This window comes from Enterobacter cloacae, from assembly GCF_013375935.1.
GTDB classification, from domain to species: Bacteria; Pseudomonadota; Gammaproteobacteria; order Enterobacterales; family Enterobacteriaceae; genus Enterobacter; species Enterobacter pasteurii.
Genome location: NZ_CP056117.1, coordinates 4,855,135 through 4,867,707 on the forward strand (window position 1 = coordinate 4,855,135; position 12,573 = coordinate 4,867,707).

The window sequence follows — 12,573 nt, forward strand, 5'->3', positions numbered from 1 at the left end:
TCATATTGTTAGGCCAGCTTTAACATGCACGTCCCGCATGACCTGGCTATATCGATGTGAGCCACTTCTGCTGGCGCATTGGCCGCATCAACGAGCTCCTGTACTTCTTTGCTGGCACCGTATCGACGCACGACACCAGTGAATTCTTCGACGTCGTGGCCGCGCAGTGTAAGCACTGGCTGCCCGGTCTCTTTGTTGAACTTAGGCGCGCCGAAATCATCGGTGGCTTGGGCAATGTGGTAAAGCTCATGCTCTACCAGCGCACAGAACTCGAGGTCACTGCATTGTGAGCAGTAATCGGCTGCCAGCGTGATGATGAACTTCGGGATGCGCCCGAACCATTCATACATCTGCTGTTCCATTCTGGCTTTTTGCCAGCCACCGGCGCGGAGCATTACCTGTTCAGCCTGACCGAGAACATAGCGCCCTTTCTTCGCGAATGAGTCAGACGCCCACATGAAGCAGAGGTCAGCCTCAGCCAGGTGTTCGTGGTCAGGGTTATGGATGCTGCCGGTATCGCTTATAATTTGTCGGCTTATCCACTCATGTACTTCATTGGCGGGGATCAACCTGGTGTATGGCTGCCAGTTGTCGGAGGCGATGAAGTTAACTGGCGGATATGGCCTGCGCTCGTCATCGTTAACCATCACTTACTCCGTTATTTTGATTCGAGGGTCGCCGTGTTGCCACTCACCGTCTCAACTTTAAAACACTTCCCGGTTAACCATTCCCAGCGGAGCAACGCCGACAGAATAAGTATCGGCTTCATGTAAGGGCGAAGAGAAACTTTGGTAGTGATAATCATGGGTTACTCCGTTGCTTCGTCTGATGGCTGTTCGGCCTGCTCAGCCGGCACTGGCGTGAACTCCACTCGCTTCACATCGGCCGGAGCGAAATACAGCCACTGTCCCGTCTCCGTCGCCAGCGGCACAAAGCCGTTAACCGCTCAGGCTGACGTCGTGACATCTTGCCTGTGAAGGTTTCGCCTGTTTGGGTGGTTAGCGTGATTTGGTAGATGTCTGACATGATTACCTCTTTGCCTTGTCGCAGCTGTTGCCCTGCTTCTCAGAAGTGCTTAGCCACTTACGGCTTACCCGTCAGCAAGATGTGATCACCATCCTTGCGGGGTTACACAGATCATTATCGAAGCCCCTCAATGAAGAGCTTCTGTAATGTCGATCAGCCAATCAGCAATTCTGGCTGCGTTACCTGCATGATATGCTCATGCTCGAGCTCCAGAACGCGCTTCTCTTTCTTCCGCTCGTTCATCAACCGGCTACCGATCGTGCCTTTCAGCTTTGAGCGAGTTTCTTTGATGGCGTAGCGGTGCTGCATTTCCTCACCCATCGCCATGCGTCGGTTTAGCTGCTCGGCCATCCAGTTAAAGGCATTGATATAGCACTCCTTTACTGCGGCAGCTGTCTTACCAGTGAATCCCATCACGAGCATCATGCATCCGTCGCGGGTGATGTTATACATAGGCTGAACATCGCCATTTTTATCAATGAAATCAATGGGCGCAAAATTGCGCTGGGTGAAGTCATCGGAGCATTTCAGGTTACGTATGGCACGCAAAACGTCTTTGTGTCGCTTGCCAAAGTAATCCGCCACCTTGAGTGATGTGGTGATTATCTTGTTGTCGAGGGTTGTGACCATTTCACGAAAATCGAAAGCCGGAATAACTGACGGATTATTCATAGCGTTTACCTTTCTTTGAGATGAACCTTTGCCGCATAGGAAATCAGCCCGTCGAGGCTCGCCAGCACTAACTGACTTCCTCAAAGGCTCATTTCAAAGGGTTTGGTTCGACGTGGTTTGAATGCGCTGCGGTGCGCGATGAAATGCGGATACAAAAAAGCCCCGCTAATACGAGGCTCTGTAATTCTGCTACGGTTAAAGTCCAGAGGAGAGACTGTGTCAGAACCTCAGGGATTAGGCTCTATTTCCCCTGGGTCTGCTTATCCCATTCCTCACGGAACTTGGATGGGTTTTCGAAACCTTCACTGCACTGGTTGGTTTTCATCATTTCGCCCTTTCTCTATTTTGCGAATGGCTGCCCGGTCGTAATTGCATTGCCCGACGATCCCGTAAAGTATTGCGTTCATCGAAACGCTGTCACCGTAGGAAGGGTTATCGGGCAGATCCGGCACATCAATGCGGGATGTCAGGTCCGCCGGAAGGTTCAGGACCGGCTGCTTTATCACCCGATATTCCACGGGCGGCCTCTGCTGCTGAGCGCAACCGCTCAACAGCGGCATCAGGAACAGGAGCAGCAGCGCACTTATCTGCCGCCAGGTAGCGCTTAATCTCGCTCTGTAGCATTCTGTTCTGCTTTGCCGATTCAGCCCTTTGTTCTGCGACCTCAGACATGACCACGTTTTGCCTGTTAACGGCGCCAGCAAGTTCCTTAACGCTCCCCGCCAGATCGTCATTTTTAGCCCTCAGGTCGTTGATCTGCACATCCTTGCTGTCGTTAAGCTGTGTCAGCCTGTCGTTCGTTGCCGTCAACTGTTGGTTGCGGGCATTAAGCCCCCACAGGCAAATGGCGACAAGGATGATGAACGCGCAAGGAATGAGAATGTGCGCATTATTTTTGAAAATGCGGAATAAACTGATTAACCCGAACATAAAACCCCCTTAGCTTTAGTCAAGCGGGCTTTCCTGTCCTCCAGTCCGTTGGTACCACCGTTGATGATTCTGGTGATGCGGCTAACATCATCTGAGTCAGCGATAGCGTTAAGTCCGTGATTGCTCCACCAGGCAGCTGCGGATTCAGCAGCATATTGAGGCTGAGTAAGTAGTTCCGGGCTCTTCACGATATCAACGCCAAGCTGTTTGACCAGCGCGGCGTAATTCGCTTTCCCCGTCACCTGAATCAGGCCGCGCCCGCGGTAACGATATCCATCACCGCTGTTGCGATCGCCGTTCCCGTTCCGGTTGGCGTAGATGATGCTGCCGATCATCTTCTGGTCTGCAGCGTGCGCGTTCTGGCCCGAATCAACACGACCATATCTGAAAGCATCTTCCTGGCTGATTCTATTGCCGAACATTGCCAGCAATGCGCCGTAGCGGTAATTCAGGCTTTCTTCCACATGCACGAAGCCAGATGATTCATGCCCCACCTGTGCGAGGAAGTGCGCCTGCCTTAACGGTGTGCTTATGTCGTACTTCTGCATTGCAGCCAGTACGACTGGAAACCACTTTCCGGCCAGTGCAGAACTTACGCCTGTTGCTTGCTGGAATTTACTGAGGGTCAGCATTTGCTTTGTCTCCCGGTTCATTCAGGCCAAGGCGACGGCGCGCATAGGCGAAAAGTGAATCCACCCCCACATACCCGACGCCAGCCGAGATCGGCCAGCAAAGCTCAGGAGGGAAATTCCAGTTGAAGATTGCCCATATAGCCGTGAGTGTCGGCTGAGCGAAGAAGCAAAGGATCCCGCACATCGTTGCGCCGGCGATCCGGTCTTTCCACTTTGATTTCGCGCCGCGCGAGGTAGCGAGTATCGACATGACAAAAGCCAGTACCGAATAGCCAGCTTCGTTTTTGTGGTTTACAAGCCACGCAAGCATCACCGCCCAGGTATCTGGTCTGTCTTGCATAGTGGTTTTCTTCATGTTCGCACCTACTTGGTGCTGGTTGATTAGGTCAGGCCCTCGGGACGATTTAACAACAAGGCATGTCGAGGATGTTTCCCGGGGCCTGGAATAAAAAACCTGGCGACAAGCCAGGAAGATGAGGGTAAGGCAATGTCGGCTCTCTGGCCGAAGGGTCCCAGGTAGTGGGTTTGGTGTGTGGCGATCGGACTCGAACCGATACTCAGGTTCAGCATTAGCATCATGCCTGCCCTGCTGGCTATGCCAGTTGATGCATTACTCTACCCATTTAACCCGCAAGCGGGAATTGAGTTACACCACAACGGAAAGAGCACTGGCTTGGATCGACATCAGAGGGTGGAACAGCCCTGAAATGTCCAATGCTCTTACCTGTTGTGCATATACGAAAAAGCCCAAGGCGGTAACCTCGGGCTTGAATTCTTTGTGTCGACAATCAAAGCTATGGCGAAGATATCAGATTTACATGAAATATATGCGTTTCAGTTCGGTTTTGCAAGACTTACATCTAAATTTGTCGCCTTTTGTTGTGAACGTGATCGCGTTACGGAGATAAGCGCACCGCTATCGAGTCGCTTAAAGCTGTTACGCATTGCCAGCCAGTGAGGCAGATAGGTTTCTGTCCAGGTGGATTTCGCAACGCCCGCCAGTTCTGCCAGTGCCTGGTATTCGTACATATCACGGCCAGCCAACTCCGCTTTGACGTCCTGCGCCGCCAGCCAGATCAGCTTCTTCAGGCGCTCCATCGTCTTGCCGGCAACCTTCTTCGCGCCGAGTTGTTCCCGGAACTCAGCCCACGCCCACTGAGTAATAGCCACCTGGTGTTCGAATCGGATGTTCTCGCTATAGTTCCACAGCAGCCACGCTTTTTGATGTTCCTCAAGCGACAGAACGGCGCGGCGCCACGATGCGGTCACGAACTCTACCGGACTGACCAGCGCGATAGATGAGCCTTTAGCGCGGGACTGGCTGCCGCTCATCGCCGGGCAGTCCGGGTTAACTTTCCGGCCAGTGATCGGGTCGGTGATTTTCTTTCGTCCCCGGCTGCGCGCCGTCGCGGTGAACTGCGCGTTTTCGGCGAAAGCTACCAGCTGCCCTTTCGTCGCCCCGCTCAGATCTGCGGTAGCCGCAATGAGCTGCTGACGTACGTATTCCAGTTGCTGACTGTTCATGCGGCTTCCTTCTGTGGCTGGTTGGTTTGCTGGCTGTGCTTTGCTACTGGTGGCAGACTGGCGCGCTTAACGCTTTCTGCCTGGTACTTTTCGAAATCAGCTCTGGTCATGATTCCACCACTCCCGTGCTGACTTTCTGTATTCAGGGTTCTCTGTCTGGCAGATAATTTCCGCTCGATCGCCGCTTATCAGCTCGCGAGCTTTCGCATACAGCCTTTCTCTTTTCGAAAGCTGTGTCGTTTCATACCAGGTGCTGGCAACGAACTTTCTCGCTTCAACTGGAGTGAATGTCTTCACGCTGCCTCCCGCTGTTTCAGTGCTTTGAGCTTGGCGCGGTACTCATCGCGGATCCGGATGAAGTCTTCCCGGCGGTAGTTGGTCATTTCGTGGGGACCATTGAGCCAGTCGACGTATTCCTGGCCGTAACGAGCGACCAAACCAGCTTCGTATTGCTGCGCGACCGTAGCCTCTTTGGCGGTGTATTTGCCGGCCCCGGCATTGCAGGATTTGCACTGCTTATGCGCGTTGCGTTCTTCAAATCGCAGCTCAGGGTTAGCACCGACCGTCTTGAAGTGGCCGCAGTCCCACTGGCCGCCGTGCAGATCCGGGGGATTGGTCTCTCCGCAGCTGATACATGGCAAATCGGCATCACGCGCGCGGATGTAAGCGTTGAATGCCTGCTGAGCCTGCGCTTTGTAGTAACCTGCTGGCCGTAGCTCTGCCAGGCGTTCCTTGCGGCGCTTGCGCCCGGCCTTCTCGGCTTCTTTCTGCTCCTTGATACGCTTAGCTGCTGCTTTCGCCTTCTCCTTCTCGCGCTCTTCCATTGCGAGGATTACGCCGTGTTCCGGGCAGCACCAGCGGATCCGGATATCGTGGAATTTCGGCACGAAGTATTCACCGCATACTTTGCACTTACGGCGGGATGGTTTACGCATGGGCACCACCTTGAACCTGTACCAGCGTGAGGTTTCCGCAGAACACGGCACCGGTATCGATGTACATCTGGTTGGCATACTTCAGGGGCTGGCGCGCTGGGGTGTGCCCGAAGATAAACAGATCAGCACCGGATATCGGCGATACAATGCCGTCCAGAGCGTCGCTAACCCGCTCACGATTCCAGATCACCATTTCTTCGGGTATTGGCTTATCGAACGCATATTCGTTATGCGGGTAGTCAGCGTGGCAGATAACCACCTTCCGGTCGCCAGTCAGCAGTTCGATGATTAGCGGAAGTTCAGCGGCCTTGCGTACGAGTGCTTTAGCCAGAATTTCTTTTTCATAATCGAGATAGAAGAACCAGCCGCCGCCGTTTGCCAGCCAGTGGTTAACGTTTCCATACTCCGACAAGCCATCAATCATCATCTGCTCATGGTTTCCGCGCACAGCCCGGAACCACGGCATGGTAATCAGCTCCAGGCACTCGACGTTTTCCGCGCCGCGGTCAACAAGGTCTCCAACCGAGATCAGCAAATCACGCGCCGGGTCGAACGAAGCTTTTTCGAGCTCACTCATCAGCAGCGTGTAGCACCCATGCAGATCGCCCACGACGAAGATATTGCGCCAGTCAGCGCCATTAATGCGTTGATACATGCTCATGCGGATTTTCTCCTCGCTGCGAGACGCAGCCATTTCTGATCCACCAGGCGGGCTGTGTAGTCCTTGAAAGTCGGGATGTCGGACGGCTTAACCTCGGGCTTACGCTTGCGGCGCGCCGGAACGCGGAAGATTTCGTTTGTGATGACGCGGGAAAGTGGAGTAGACATCAGGCCTCCTGCTTATCGCGCAGCTGCTGGTACTCGCAGCTCTGCGGGATGGTCAGATGGCAGCCGATATTCATCGCCCAGGCTTCGACTTTGCACAGGAAGATGTACATCTCGCCGGTTTCCAGTTCGGACGTATGGCGGAGGGATTGGACGGTTGTGACCTCGCCCGACACGACGTCTACCCGGTCCTTGCTTTCGTAGCCGAGATATGTGTGCTTCATCGCGTCTTTGACCCACTCAGGCGTAGCGAAGGTCTTGCCGCGGGCGATGAGGTATTCGCTGATTTCGGTGTACCACATGTGGCTGAGCGCGTTCTGCGACAGGCTGCGCTTCTCGCGCCAAGGTTTGACTTGCAGGCGGAAACATTGCCCGGAATCCAGCAACGGCTGAATCTGCTGACCTATGGCCGCGAAGTTGCCGCGATGGAGTTTGATGCCGTCTACTGGCAGAGTCATACGGCCTCCTTAATGGAAACCGCAGAATGCAGAAAATCGCAGGTGCATTTCTGCATCTGTGACAAGGTGAGGAGTTCAGATTGTGGTCGCATTTAAGTCCCCTTAAATGCGCAGAAGTCACCGGAGTTGTTCAGACTCCGATGACATGATTATGGCTGGTTGATTATGGAAAATCAAACAGCTTCTCTTTTATTTCTTGCTGATAAAAGGCTCGAGAGTAGGCTATATCCTTTACCAATTAATTCTTCTTGCTCTTTAGGCTCTCCACTCATTACTTCATATTTGTTAGCGTGTAAAAGATTGTGTCGAAGCCTAATAACGACCATCAAGCACACCGACAACATCGCCTCAACATTCCCTTCAGCCTTGTTTAAATAGGCATCAATCTTTTCAGCCCATCCAGAAAGATCCTCTCCTTCCTCCTGCATGGTGAGGGCATGCAATCGCTCTCTGGCTCGATCCCCACTGACATATCTACGCTTAAAATACTCAAAAACATCAGCGATTGCCGGGTTGCAATCGTCTTTGATTATATCAAGGATATTGTGACTGTATTGGTCGCTATTTTTAATGCTGCAAAATCTCGAAAAGAAATGCTTTTCGCTATAATAAAAAGCCATAGTAAATTTCATAGCTATTTCAAATAGCTCTTCAGGATATGGATGATTCTCACCCAACTCTTTTGTGATAAATCCGTTATCCATTAGCTCACCATTTAAAAATTATTTGTAACATTGTAATGTAAAAAAACCGCCAGTAGGCGGTTTCGTTTAGTCGACTGGCAGGCCGAGTTTATGCGTATTCACATAGCTTTTGGTTGGCTGGCCGGACTCACTCCGGGCATGCTCCTCTGGCGATGCGGTTATCTGATCTCTCAGCTTTCCATGACTTAACCACTAGCCCATCACAGCCAGGGCGAGAGCTGAAAGCACCCAGTGCTTTCCGGTAGACTTTGGCACTGCCTCTGTCGCCACTCTACTGTCACTACTCCAATCTTTTAATCCCCTGATCAGACACTCAGATGTGATGCTCTACAGTTGCATGCGGGGGAATACAAAAACTCGGACAAAATCAGGCCCTCCTTTCTGGATCACTCGCGGGGATAACTCTATTAAACATTTGTTCTCTATAAGTTTCAACTATACAAGATATGGTATTTTTCAAATCTTCGGGGCTGCCGATAACATCGCTGCCCAGCACAGCTTCGCCCGATGCGCCGCCTGCTGACATCCACTCATAGCTTCGTATGCTTCCCACTCCTTCTCGTCGCTGAAGCTCTCATCTGGCTCTGACTCGAAACCATTAACGATCATGTCTTCTGTGGGCTCGACTGGGACAGCCACCCAACCATCCGGAATCACCGGAGAGTTGCCGGTGGGCGACTCGGCGTTTTCGGCACCCTGAAGCATGGTGGCGCGGCAGGCGTCAGTGCGAACTTCGATTCCCGCCTTATCCAACGCAAGCAATAAGCCTCGCTCGCTGTCCCCGCAGTCGTCCAGTGTGTCATTGAGCACCGAAAGCGCTTTTTCAAAATCCTCATCGTGAATAGCGAGCGGCACAGATACCGGCGCTGGCGGGGCGGTGTAAGCGCTCATGACTTCGTACTCATCACTCCGGAACCAATCCGCCTTTGAGTGCAGCCAGCTACCAAACTTGCCTGTTACCTTGTGTTTCAAAATGAACCCCGCATGCTCCGCTTCGAGCGAGGCCAGCGCTAACTTCATTGCCGCCAGAGCCATAGCCGCATCTACGTTTACAACGCCGGGCATAGAATCGCGCTCTTCTTCAAGCTCCGTTATGGTCTTCAGGAGCCATTCTTTGGTAAGGGTAATCATGATGCTTCTCCTTTGCCTGCTGCTGCGGCGGGTGCGTCGATGCCAGCAGCAGACAAAGCGATTCGGAACGCTTCCTTCAAATCTGCAATCTGCTTGTCTTTGGTTTCCAGCTCATCCAGCAGCGCCAGCACATCAGGGTCACTTTCATCGGTGACTGTCACGCGGGATTGCTCGTAATGTTCATCAGCCAGGCTGCGGCCTTCGGCGTAGTGGCATCCGGTTTCATCGTAAATCGCACCTGAGCAGCCGTAAGTTACGCGACTGCCAGACATCCGCTGTATTGTCATTTTGGCGCCGCAGATATCGCATTTTGGTGTCGGTTTTGCGGAGTAGCGCTTACGCAGAGCCTGTTTGTCGATGTCGCTCATTGCTCATCCCCTTGGCGAACGCCGATGGCGAAGCTACGCAGCCCCTGCTGAACCCATGTGGAAAACTGTTCGCTTTGGGCCGCCATCTCCACACCCTGCGCCCGCACTTCAGCCAGGAAAGCGTCGGCGGCCGGGGTTTTAATGTCGACCAGCATTCTGACGCTTTCGACATTCTCTGGATCGGTTGATTGCTGCCATCCGATAGTTGCGTCAATCGCTGCCTTCACCCCCGCATTCTCCGCAGCCAGCGCCGCGCATCTGGCTTCCAGCTCTTCGTATGTTGGTTTCATGCTGATGCTCTCCCGTACTTGTCTGATAACTCGCCCATTTGCCTGTGGATTTCCGCAAGGTCACACCCTGCGCACCCCAGAGCTTCGGCTATGAGCTCTTCCTGTTCTTTGGATGGCCCGGTTTGCAGAATTTGATTAAGCTTCCTGTGCGATACGCCGCAGTGCTTGGCGATGCTGATGAGCGTTACACCGTTATCCTTCGCCATGGTCCTAACCATCCAGCGATAATCACTCCATTCGCTCATACCCCTACCCTCCCCCAAACCATCAATACCCGCTTCATAGCCGCGCTATTGCGGCACTCCTGGAAAATCGTGTTCTCGCCGTCGCGGTTGATCGGCTTACCTTCATGGTCTTCAGCGGCCACGTAAACATTGGTGCGCCAATTGCGTTCGCGCAGGACAATCTCGCCGTTCTGCCGCATCTTGTACGAAGCCGCCAGCACCTGAGAGCGGGACACTCCGGTTGCTTCGCATACCAGCTCCGCAGTGAATGAGCCGTAACCTTCCAGATACCACTCGATTGCTTCTCTTCCAGTCATCAGAATCCCCCTTTCTTTTTCGGCTGCTGCTCACGCCCGCGGCGTTCTGCGGCGGCGGCCTGCTGGTCTGTGTCGTAAATTGCCCCGTTGATCTGATTGCAATAAACCGTTCCGGTACTGCCGTGGCGGTTTAGTCGCAGGATTAACTCGGTTTCTCCCGGCGGCACGCTGTCATCGAAAGCACCTTCACGGTGGATACCAACCCAGTAGTCGCAGTCCTGCTCAATCTGCCCTGTGTCGCGGGAGTCGCTCGGTAACGGGCGTTTATTCACTCGCTTCTCCAGTTCGCGGTTGAGCTGGGTCAGCAGCACGACGACGCAGCCAAGCTCTTTGGCGAGGTTCTTCAGACCTTTGGTGATCATCCCGTAGGCCAGGTCATTACGATCGGCCTTTTCGGCGGTCATCAGCGTCAGGTAGTCAACCAGAATCATGCCTACGCAGCCCTTCTCGCGTTTGATTCGGCGGCTTTCGCTAACGATGTGCGCCAGTGACAGGCCCGGTGTGTCGTCGATGTACAGCATGTCGATTTCACTCAGCCGCCCGGCTGTGGCGATCGCTTTCTTAAAATCGCCGTCGTAGTCGCCCTGGTACTGGTCATCGGCATCATCCGTGGCGGGCATGTAAAAAATGCTCGGGTTTACGCCGGACTTCTGACCAACCAGTTTTTCGAGGATCTGGTCGCCTGGCATTTCTAGGCTGAACATCAGCGCTGGCTTTTTCTCGCGAATCGCGCAGTTGATCGCCATCTGCCCGTACAGGGTTGTCTTGCCCATCTTTGGCCTTGCGCCAATCACGAACAAAGAGCCTTTAACCAGACCTTTCGGCGCCAGCAGCCGGTCGAGTGACGGGATACCGGTACTCATACCGCGCTGTTCGCCTGAAGGGTCAAACCGTTTCTCCAGATCCGCTACCCAGTCATCCATAACCTCGCCGAAAGACCTCAACCCACGGCGACTGCCGGTTTTTGAATGGTCTGCGAGCTGGGTGAAAATACCCTGAATGGCCTCGTACTTCTGCGTAGCGCTCATGCCGTTGCGGGAATACAGCAGTTCAGTAGCTTCGGTCAGGCGGTTGATACCGTAGCGCTCCATTGCGGCTTCCCGGACTGATGCAGCGTATGCCACGATGTTTGCAGCACTGGGAGTGTTCTTGGCAATCTCCGCCAGGTAAGCAAAGCCACCTACCTGCTCCGCGAGCCCTTTGCCTTCAAGCGCGTCGAACAGTGTCAGACCATCGACTGGCTTGTTGTCGCGGAACATCTGGCGCATCTCGGCAAAGATCAGCTGGTGAGGTCGGCTGTAGAACGACTCAGGCTTGAGCATCGCCAGAACCTTCTGGACTCGCTCGCTGTTGTCATCATCCAACAGCAGGCCACCGATAACGCTCTGCTCTGCTTCGAGGTTTTGTGGTACAGCCATAAATTCAGCGGTCATCACGATCCCCCTCGCGCACTTCGATGTAGAGCTTTTCGGTCAGGAACTTATCGAATTTCATGCGGCGCCAGGTCTTCCCGGATTTCTGGTCTGGTCGGTCTTCAAGCATCCAGCGGCAGTTTTGAGCGATGTAGCGCAGATAGCTTCTGAAACCTTCCATATCCATCGGCTTGCCGTCCAGGTTGCGGGCAATCTTGTTAGCCTTACCCCAGAAGGTCCGGATCAGATTGCGTCGCTCATCAGTGAGGCATCTCCATCCCCGAGCTTCAGGCAGTTCGTCTTTCAGGCATTGCCATACTTCATCGCATGACAAACGGGACTTTTTCTCTTCAGCGGGTTTCTGGTCATTTGCGACATACTTACTACCGTTAGGTAGTAAGTTATTTAATATATTGTTATCTGTGGACACTGGCTGGACATCGGCTGGACACTCCACCTCCGCAGGCATTGATATAACTGCGTTTGCGCTGGACACTGGCTGGACATCTGCTGGACAAAAATTTGACTGATATTCGTCATATTTGACCACTTTTAGAACAGTAAAACGGTTGTTCGATTTGGTGGTGATCATGCCCAGGTTCTGGAATTTACGGAGCAGTGATTTAACGCGATCAGCGGTCAAACCCGTTTCCATTGCCAGCGTGTTTCGCCCGGTAATGAACTCTCCGCGTTCGCAGATCACATCACCGACATCAGTCGATACCAGTGTCTGTTCGTGATTAGCACGCAGGAGCAGGTGAACCCATAAATGAGCCGCCTCAGCGTCCTTGTAGAACGGCACATCCATAATTTTACGGTGCAGCAAGGCAAACCCCTTACCGCCATTCGTGCGCGGTTTCTGGAGCCTTCTGGCCTCTCTGGCTTCGGCTAAATTGGATACGTTACCCACGGCCACTCTCCTTACGTTTCAGTTCTTCCAGGATGGCGCGCATCTTCTCTGCCACAATCGGGTTAACCGAGCGGATGAAGCGGTCGCGGGTTATGTTTTTATGTACAGCGGTATGGTAATAGCGTGGATTTTTTGCCATTATTCCTCCTGCAACTACTGTCGTTTTTGCACCAGAAAGTCGGTTCTGTTCGCGCAGACCGGCTTTCGCCATTTCT

Annotated in this window: 21 protein-coding genes and 2 pseudogenes; all 23 read right to left on the reverse strand. The window is 53.3% G+C overall.

The window, feature by feature from the left end; all coding sequences use genetic code 11:
- Window positions 1-8: 8 nt before the first annotated feature.
- The gene (locus tag HWQ14_RS22850) at window positions 9-647 is read right to left on the reverse strand and encodes a putative metallopeptidase (protein ID WP_176611116.1); all 639 of its coding nucleotides are present in this window, start codon (window positions 645-647) and stop codon (window positions 9-11) included.
- A 161-nt stretch (window positions 648-808) separates the two neighbouring features.
- Window positions 809-1,026: pseudogene (locus HWQ14_RS23410) on the reverse strand (hypothetical protein).
- Window positions 1,027-1,179: 153 nt separating this feature from the next.
- Window positions 1,180-1,698 (reverse strand): Rha family transcriptional regulator, encoded by a 519-nt coding sequence (locus tag HWQ14_RS22855; RefSeq protein WP_032669769.1) that lies wholly within the window; start codon window positions 1,696-1,698, stop codon window positions 1,180-1,182.
- Between the two features lie 302 nt (window positions 1,699-2,000).
- Window positions 2,001-2,258 carry an Rz1-like lysis system protein LysC gene (gene lysC / locus HWQ14_RS23550; RefSeq protein WP_432418027.1) on the reverse strand — a complete coding sequence of 86 codons (258 nt, stop codon included), beginning with the start codon at window positions 2,256-2,258 and terminating at the stop codon, window positions 2,001-2,003.
- Window positions 2,152-2,628 (reverse strand): Rz lytic protein, encoded by a 477-nt coding sequence (locus tag HWQ14_RS22860; RefSeq protein ID WP_176611117.1) that lies wholly within the window; start codon window positions 2,626-2,628, stop codon window positions 2,152-2,154. The genes lysC and HWQ14_RS22860 overlap by 107 nt, the downstream gene beginning before the upstream one ends.
- On the reverse strand, window positions 2,616-3,260 hold the full coding sequence (locus tag HWQ14_RS22865) for a glycoside hydrolase family 19 protein (protein WP_176611118.1): 645 nt from the start codon (window positions 3,258-3,260) through the stop codon (window positions 2,616-2,618). The genes HWQ14_RS22860 and HWQ14_RS22865 overlap by 13 nt, the downstream gene beginning before the upstream one ends.
- Window positions 3,244-3,615: a phage holin family protein gene (locus HWQ14_RS22870; protein WP_048961198.1), complete on the reverse strand. Its 372-nt coding sequence runs from the start codon at window positions 3,613-3,615 to the stop codon at window positions 3,244-3,246. Before HWQ14_RS22870 ends, HWQ14_RS22865 begins: the two co-directional genes overlap by 17 nt.
- A gap of 479 nt (window positions 3,616-4,094) precedes the next feature.
- A complete protein-coding gene (locus HWQ14_RS22875; protein ID WP_176611119.1) occupies window positions 4,095-4,784 on the reverse strand; it encodes a bacteriophage antitermination protein Q in 690 nt (229 codons plus the stop codon).
- Window positions 4,781-4,894 carry a hypothetical protein gene (locus HWQ14_RS23415; RefSeq protein WP_245166425.1) on the reverse strand — a complete coding sequence of 38 codons (114 nt, stop codon included), beginning with the start codon at window positions 4,892-4,894 and terminating at the stop codon, window positions 4,781-4,783. Before HWQ14_RS23415 ends, HWQ14_RS22875 begins: the two co-directional genes overlap by 4 nt.
- Window positions 4,895-5,077: 183 nt before the next feature.
- Window positions 5,078-5,719 carry a recombination protein NinG gene (locus tag HWQ14_RS22880; protein ID WP_176611120.1) on the reverse strand — a complete coding sequence of 214 codons (642 nt, stop codon included), beginning with the start codon at window positions 5,717-5,719 and terminating at the stop codon, window positions 5,078-5,080.
- Window positions 5,712-6,380 (reverse strand): serine/threonine protein phosphatase, encoded by a 669-nt coding sequence (locus tag HWQ14_RS22885; RefSeq protein ID WP_176611121.1) that lies wholly within the window; start codon window positions 6,378-6,380, stop codon window positions 5,712-5,714. Before HWQ14_RS22885 ends, HWQ14_RS22880 begins: the two co-directional genes overlap by 8 nt.
- Window positions 6,377-6,547: a NinE family protein gene (locus HWQ14_RS22890; RefSeq protein WP_063922075.1), complete on the reverse strand. Its 171-nt coding sequence runs from the start codon at window positions 6,545-6,547 to the stop codon at window positions 6,377-6,379. The genes HWQ14_RS22885 and HWQ14_RS22890 overlap by 4 nt, the downstream gene beginning before the upstream one ends.
- Window positions 6,547-7,002, reverse strand: coding sequence for a YbcN family protein (locus HWQ14_RS22895; RefSeq protein ID WP_176611122.1), 456 nt, complete (start codon window positions 7,000-7,002; stop codon window positions 6,547-6,549). The genes HWQ14_RS22890 and HWQ14_RS22895 overlap by 1 nt, the downstream gene beginning before the upstream one ends.
- Window positions 7,003-7,175: 173 nt before the next feature.
- Window positions 7,176-7,706, reverse strand: a complete 531-nt coding sequence (locus HWQ14_RS22900; protein ID WP_176611123.1) for a hypothetical protein — start codon at window positions 7,704-7,706, stop codon at window positions 7,176-7,178.
- A gap of 456 nt (window positions 7,707-8,162) precedes the next feature.
- Window positions 8,163-8,837 (reverse strand): hypothetical protein, encoded by a 675-nt coding sequence (locus HWQ14_RS22905; protein WP_176608606.1) that lies wholly within the window; start codon window positions 8,835-8,837, stop codon window positions 8,163-8,165.
- Window positions 8,834-9,205, reverse strand: a complete 372-nt coding sequence (locus HWQ14_RS22910; RefSeq protein ID WP_176611124.1) for an ead/Ea22-like family protein — start codon at window positions 9,203-9,205, stop codon at window positions 8,834-8,836. The genes HWQ14_RS22905 and HWQ14_RS22910 overlap by 4 nt, the downstream gene beginning before the upstream one ends.
- Complete coding sequence (locus HWQ14_RS22915) at window positions 9,202-9,495, reverse strand: hypothetical protein (RefSeq protein ID WP_176611125.1); 294 nt, start codon at window positions 9,493-9,495, stop codon at window positions 9,202-9,204. Before HWQ14_RS22915 ends, HWQ14_RS22910 begins: the two co-directional genes overlap by 4 nt.
- Window positions 9,492-9,740 carry an XRE family transcriptional regulator gene (locus HWQ14_RS22920; RefSeq protein WP_176608610.1) on the reverse strand — a complete coding sequence of 83 codons (249 nt, stop codon included), beginning with the start codon at window positions 9,738-9,740 and terminating at the stop codon, window positions 9,492-9,494. The genes HWQ14_RS22915 and HWQ14_RS22920 overlap by 4 nt, the downstream gene beginning before the upstream one ends.
- On the reverse strand, window positions 9,737-10,036 hold the full coding sequence (locus tag HWQ14_RS22925; RefSeq protein ID WP_176611126.1) for a protein ren: 300 nt from the start codon (window positions 10,034-10,036) through the stop codon (window positions 9,737-9,739). Before HWQ14_RS22925 ends, HWQ14_RS22920 begins: the two co-directional genes overlap by 4 nt.
- Window positions 10,036-11,469 carry a DnaB-like helicase C-terminal domain-containing protein gene (locus HWQ14_RS22930; protein ID WP_176611127.1) on the reverse strand — a complete coding sequence of 478 codons (1,434 nt, stop codon included), beginning with the start codon at window positions 11,467-11,469 and terminating at the stop codon, window positions 10,036-10,038. The genes HWQ14_RS22925 and HWQ14_RS22930 overlap by 1 nt, the downstream gene beginning before the upstream one ends.
- Complete coding sequence (locus HWQ14_RS22935; protein ID WP_176608611.1) at window positions 11,459-12,358, reverse strand: DNA replication protein; 900 nt, start codon at window positions 12,356-12,358, stop codon at window positions 11,459-11,461. Before HWQ14_RS22935 ends, HWQ14_RS22930 begins: the two co-directional genes overlap by 11 nt.
- The gene (locus tag HWQ14_RS22940; protein ID WP_015571544.1) at window positions 12,351-12,497 is read right to left on the reverse strand and encodes a hypothetical protein; all 147 of its coding nucleotides are present in this window, start codon (window positions 12,495-12,497) and stop codon (window positions 12,351-12,353) included. Before HWQ14_RS22940 ends, HWQ14_RS22935 begins: the two co-directional genes overlap by 8 nt.
- Window positions 12,488-12,569, reverse strand: a pseudogene (locus tag HWQ14_RS22945) (replication protein); the annotation flags it as partial. The pseudogene HWQ14_RS22945 and the gene HWQ14_RS22940, both read right to left, overlap by 10 nt.
- Window positions 12,570-12,573 lie beyond the last annotated feature (4 nt).

Bases quoted from the DNA above. Each gene is read 5' to 3' on its own strand.
- HWQ14_RS23415 (WP_245166425.1), bottom strand. From the start codon at position 4,894: ATGACCAGAGCTGATTTCGAAAAGTACCAGGCAGAAAGCGTTAAGCGC.
- HWQ14_RS22855 (WP_032669769.1), bottom strand. From the start codon at position 1,698: ATGAATAATCCGTCAGTTATTCCGGCTTTCGATTTTCGTGAAATGGTC.
- HWQ14_RS22920 (WP_176608610.1), bottom strand. From the start codon at position 9,740: ATGAGCGAATGGAGTGATTATCGCTGGATGGTTAGGACCATGGCGAAG.
- HWQ14_RS22865 (WP_176611118.1), bottom strand. From the start codon at position 3,260: ATGCTGACCCTCAGTAAATTCCAGCAAGCAACAGGCGTAAGTTCTGCA.
- HWQ14_RS22890 (WP_063922075.1), bottom strand. From the start codon at position 6,547: ATGTCTACTCCACTTTCCCGCGTCATCACAAACGAAATCTTCCGCGTT.
- HWQ14_RS22910 (WP_176611124.1), bottom strand. From the start codon at position 9,205: ATGAGCGACATCGACAAACAGGCTCTGCGTAAGCGCTACTCCGCAAAA.
- HWQ14_RS22900 (WP_176611123.1), bottom strand. From the start codon at position 7,706: ATGGATAACGGATTTATCACAAAAGAGTTGGGTGAGAATCATCCATAT.
- HWQ14_RS22880 (WP_176611120.1), bottom strand. From the start codon at position 5,719: ATGCGTAAACCATCCCGCCGTAAGTGCAAAGTATGCGGTGAATACTTC.
- HWQ14_RS22915 (WP_176611125.1), bottom strand. From the start codon at position 9,495: ATGAAACCAACATACGAAGAGCTGGAAGCCAGATGCGCGGCGCTGGCT.
- HWQ14_RS22860 (WP_176611117.1), bottom strand. From the start codon at position 2,628: ATGTTCGGGTTAATCAGTTTATTCCGCATTTTCAAAAATAATGCGCAC.
- HWQ14_RS22895 (WP_176611122.1), bottom strand. From the start codon at position 7,002: ATGACTCTGCCAGTAGACGGCATCAAACTCCATCGCGGCAACTTCGCG.
- HWQ14_RS22940 (WP_015571544.1), bottom strand. From the start codon at position 12,497: ATGGCAAAAAATCCACGCTATTACCATACCGCTGTACATAAAAACATA.
- HWQ14_RS22925 (WP_176611126.1), bottom strand. From the start codon at position 10,036: ATGACTGGAAGAGAAGCAATCGAGTGGTATCTGGAAGGTTACGGCTCA.
- HWQ14_RS22870 (WP_048961198.1), bottom strand. From the start codon at position 3,615: ATGAAGAAAACCACTATGCAAGACAGACCAGATACCTGGGCGGTGATG.
- HWQ14_RS22885 (WP_176611121.1), bottom strand. From the start codon at position 6,380: ATGAGCATGTATCAACGCATTAATGGCGCTGACTGGCGCAATATCTTC.
- HWQ14_RS22850 (WP_176611116.1), bottom strand. From the start codon at position 647: ATGGTTAACGATGACGAGCGCAGGCCATATCCGCCAGTTAACTTCATC.
- HWQ14_RS22905 (WP_176608606.1), bottom strand. From the start codon at position 8,837: ATGATTACCCTTACCAAAGAATGGCTCCTGAAGACCATAACGGAGCTT.
- HWQ14_RS22930 (WP_176611127.1), bottom strand. From the start codon at position 11,469: ATGACCGCTGAATTTATGGCTGTACCACAAAACCTCGAAGCAGAGCAG.
- lysC (WP_432418027.1), bottom strand. From the start codon at position 2,258: ATGCCGCTGTTGAGCGGTTGCGCTCAGCAGCAGAGGCCGCCCGTGGAA.
- HWQ14_RS22875 (WP_176611119.1), bottom strand. From the start codon at position 4,784: ATGAACAGTCAGCAACTGGAATACGTACGTCAGCAGCTCATTGCGGCT.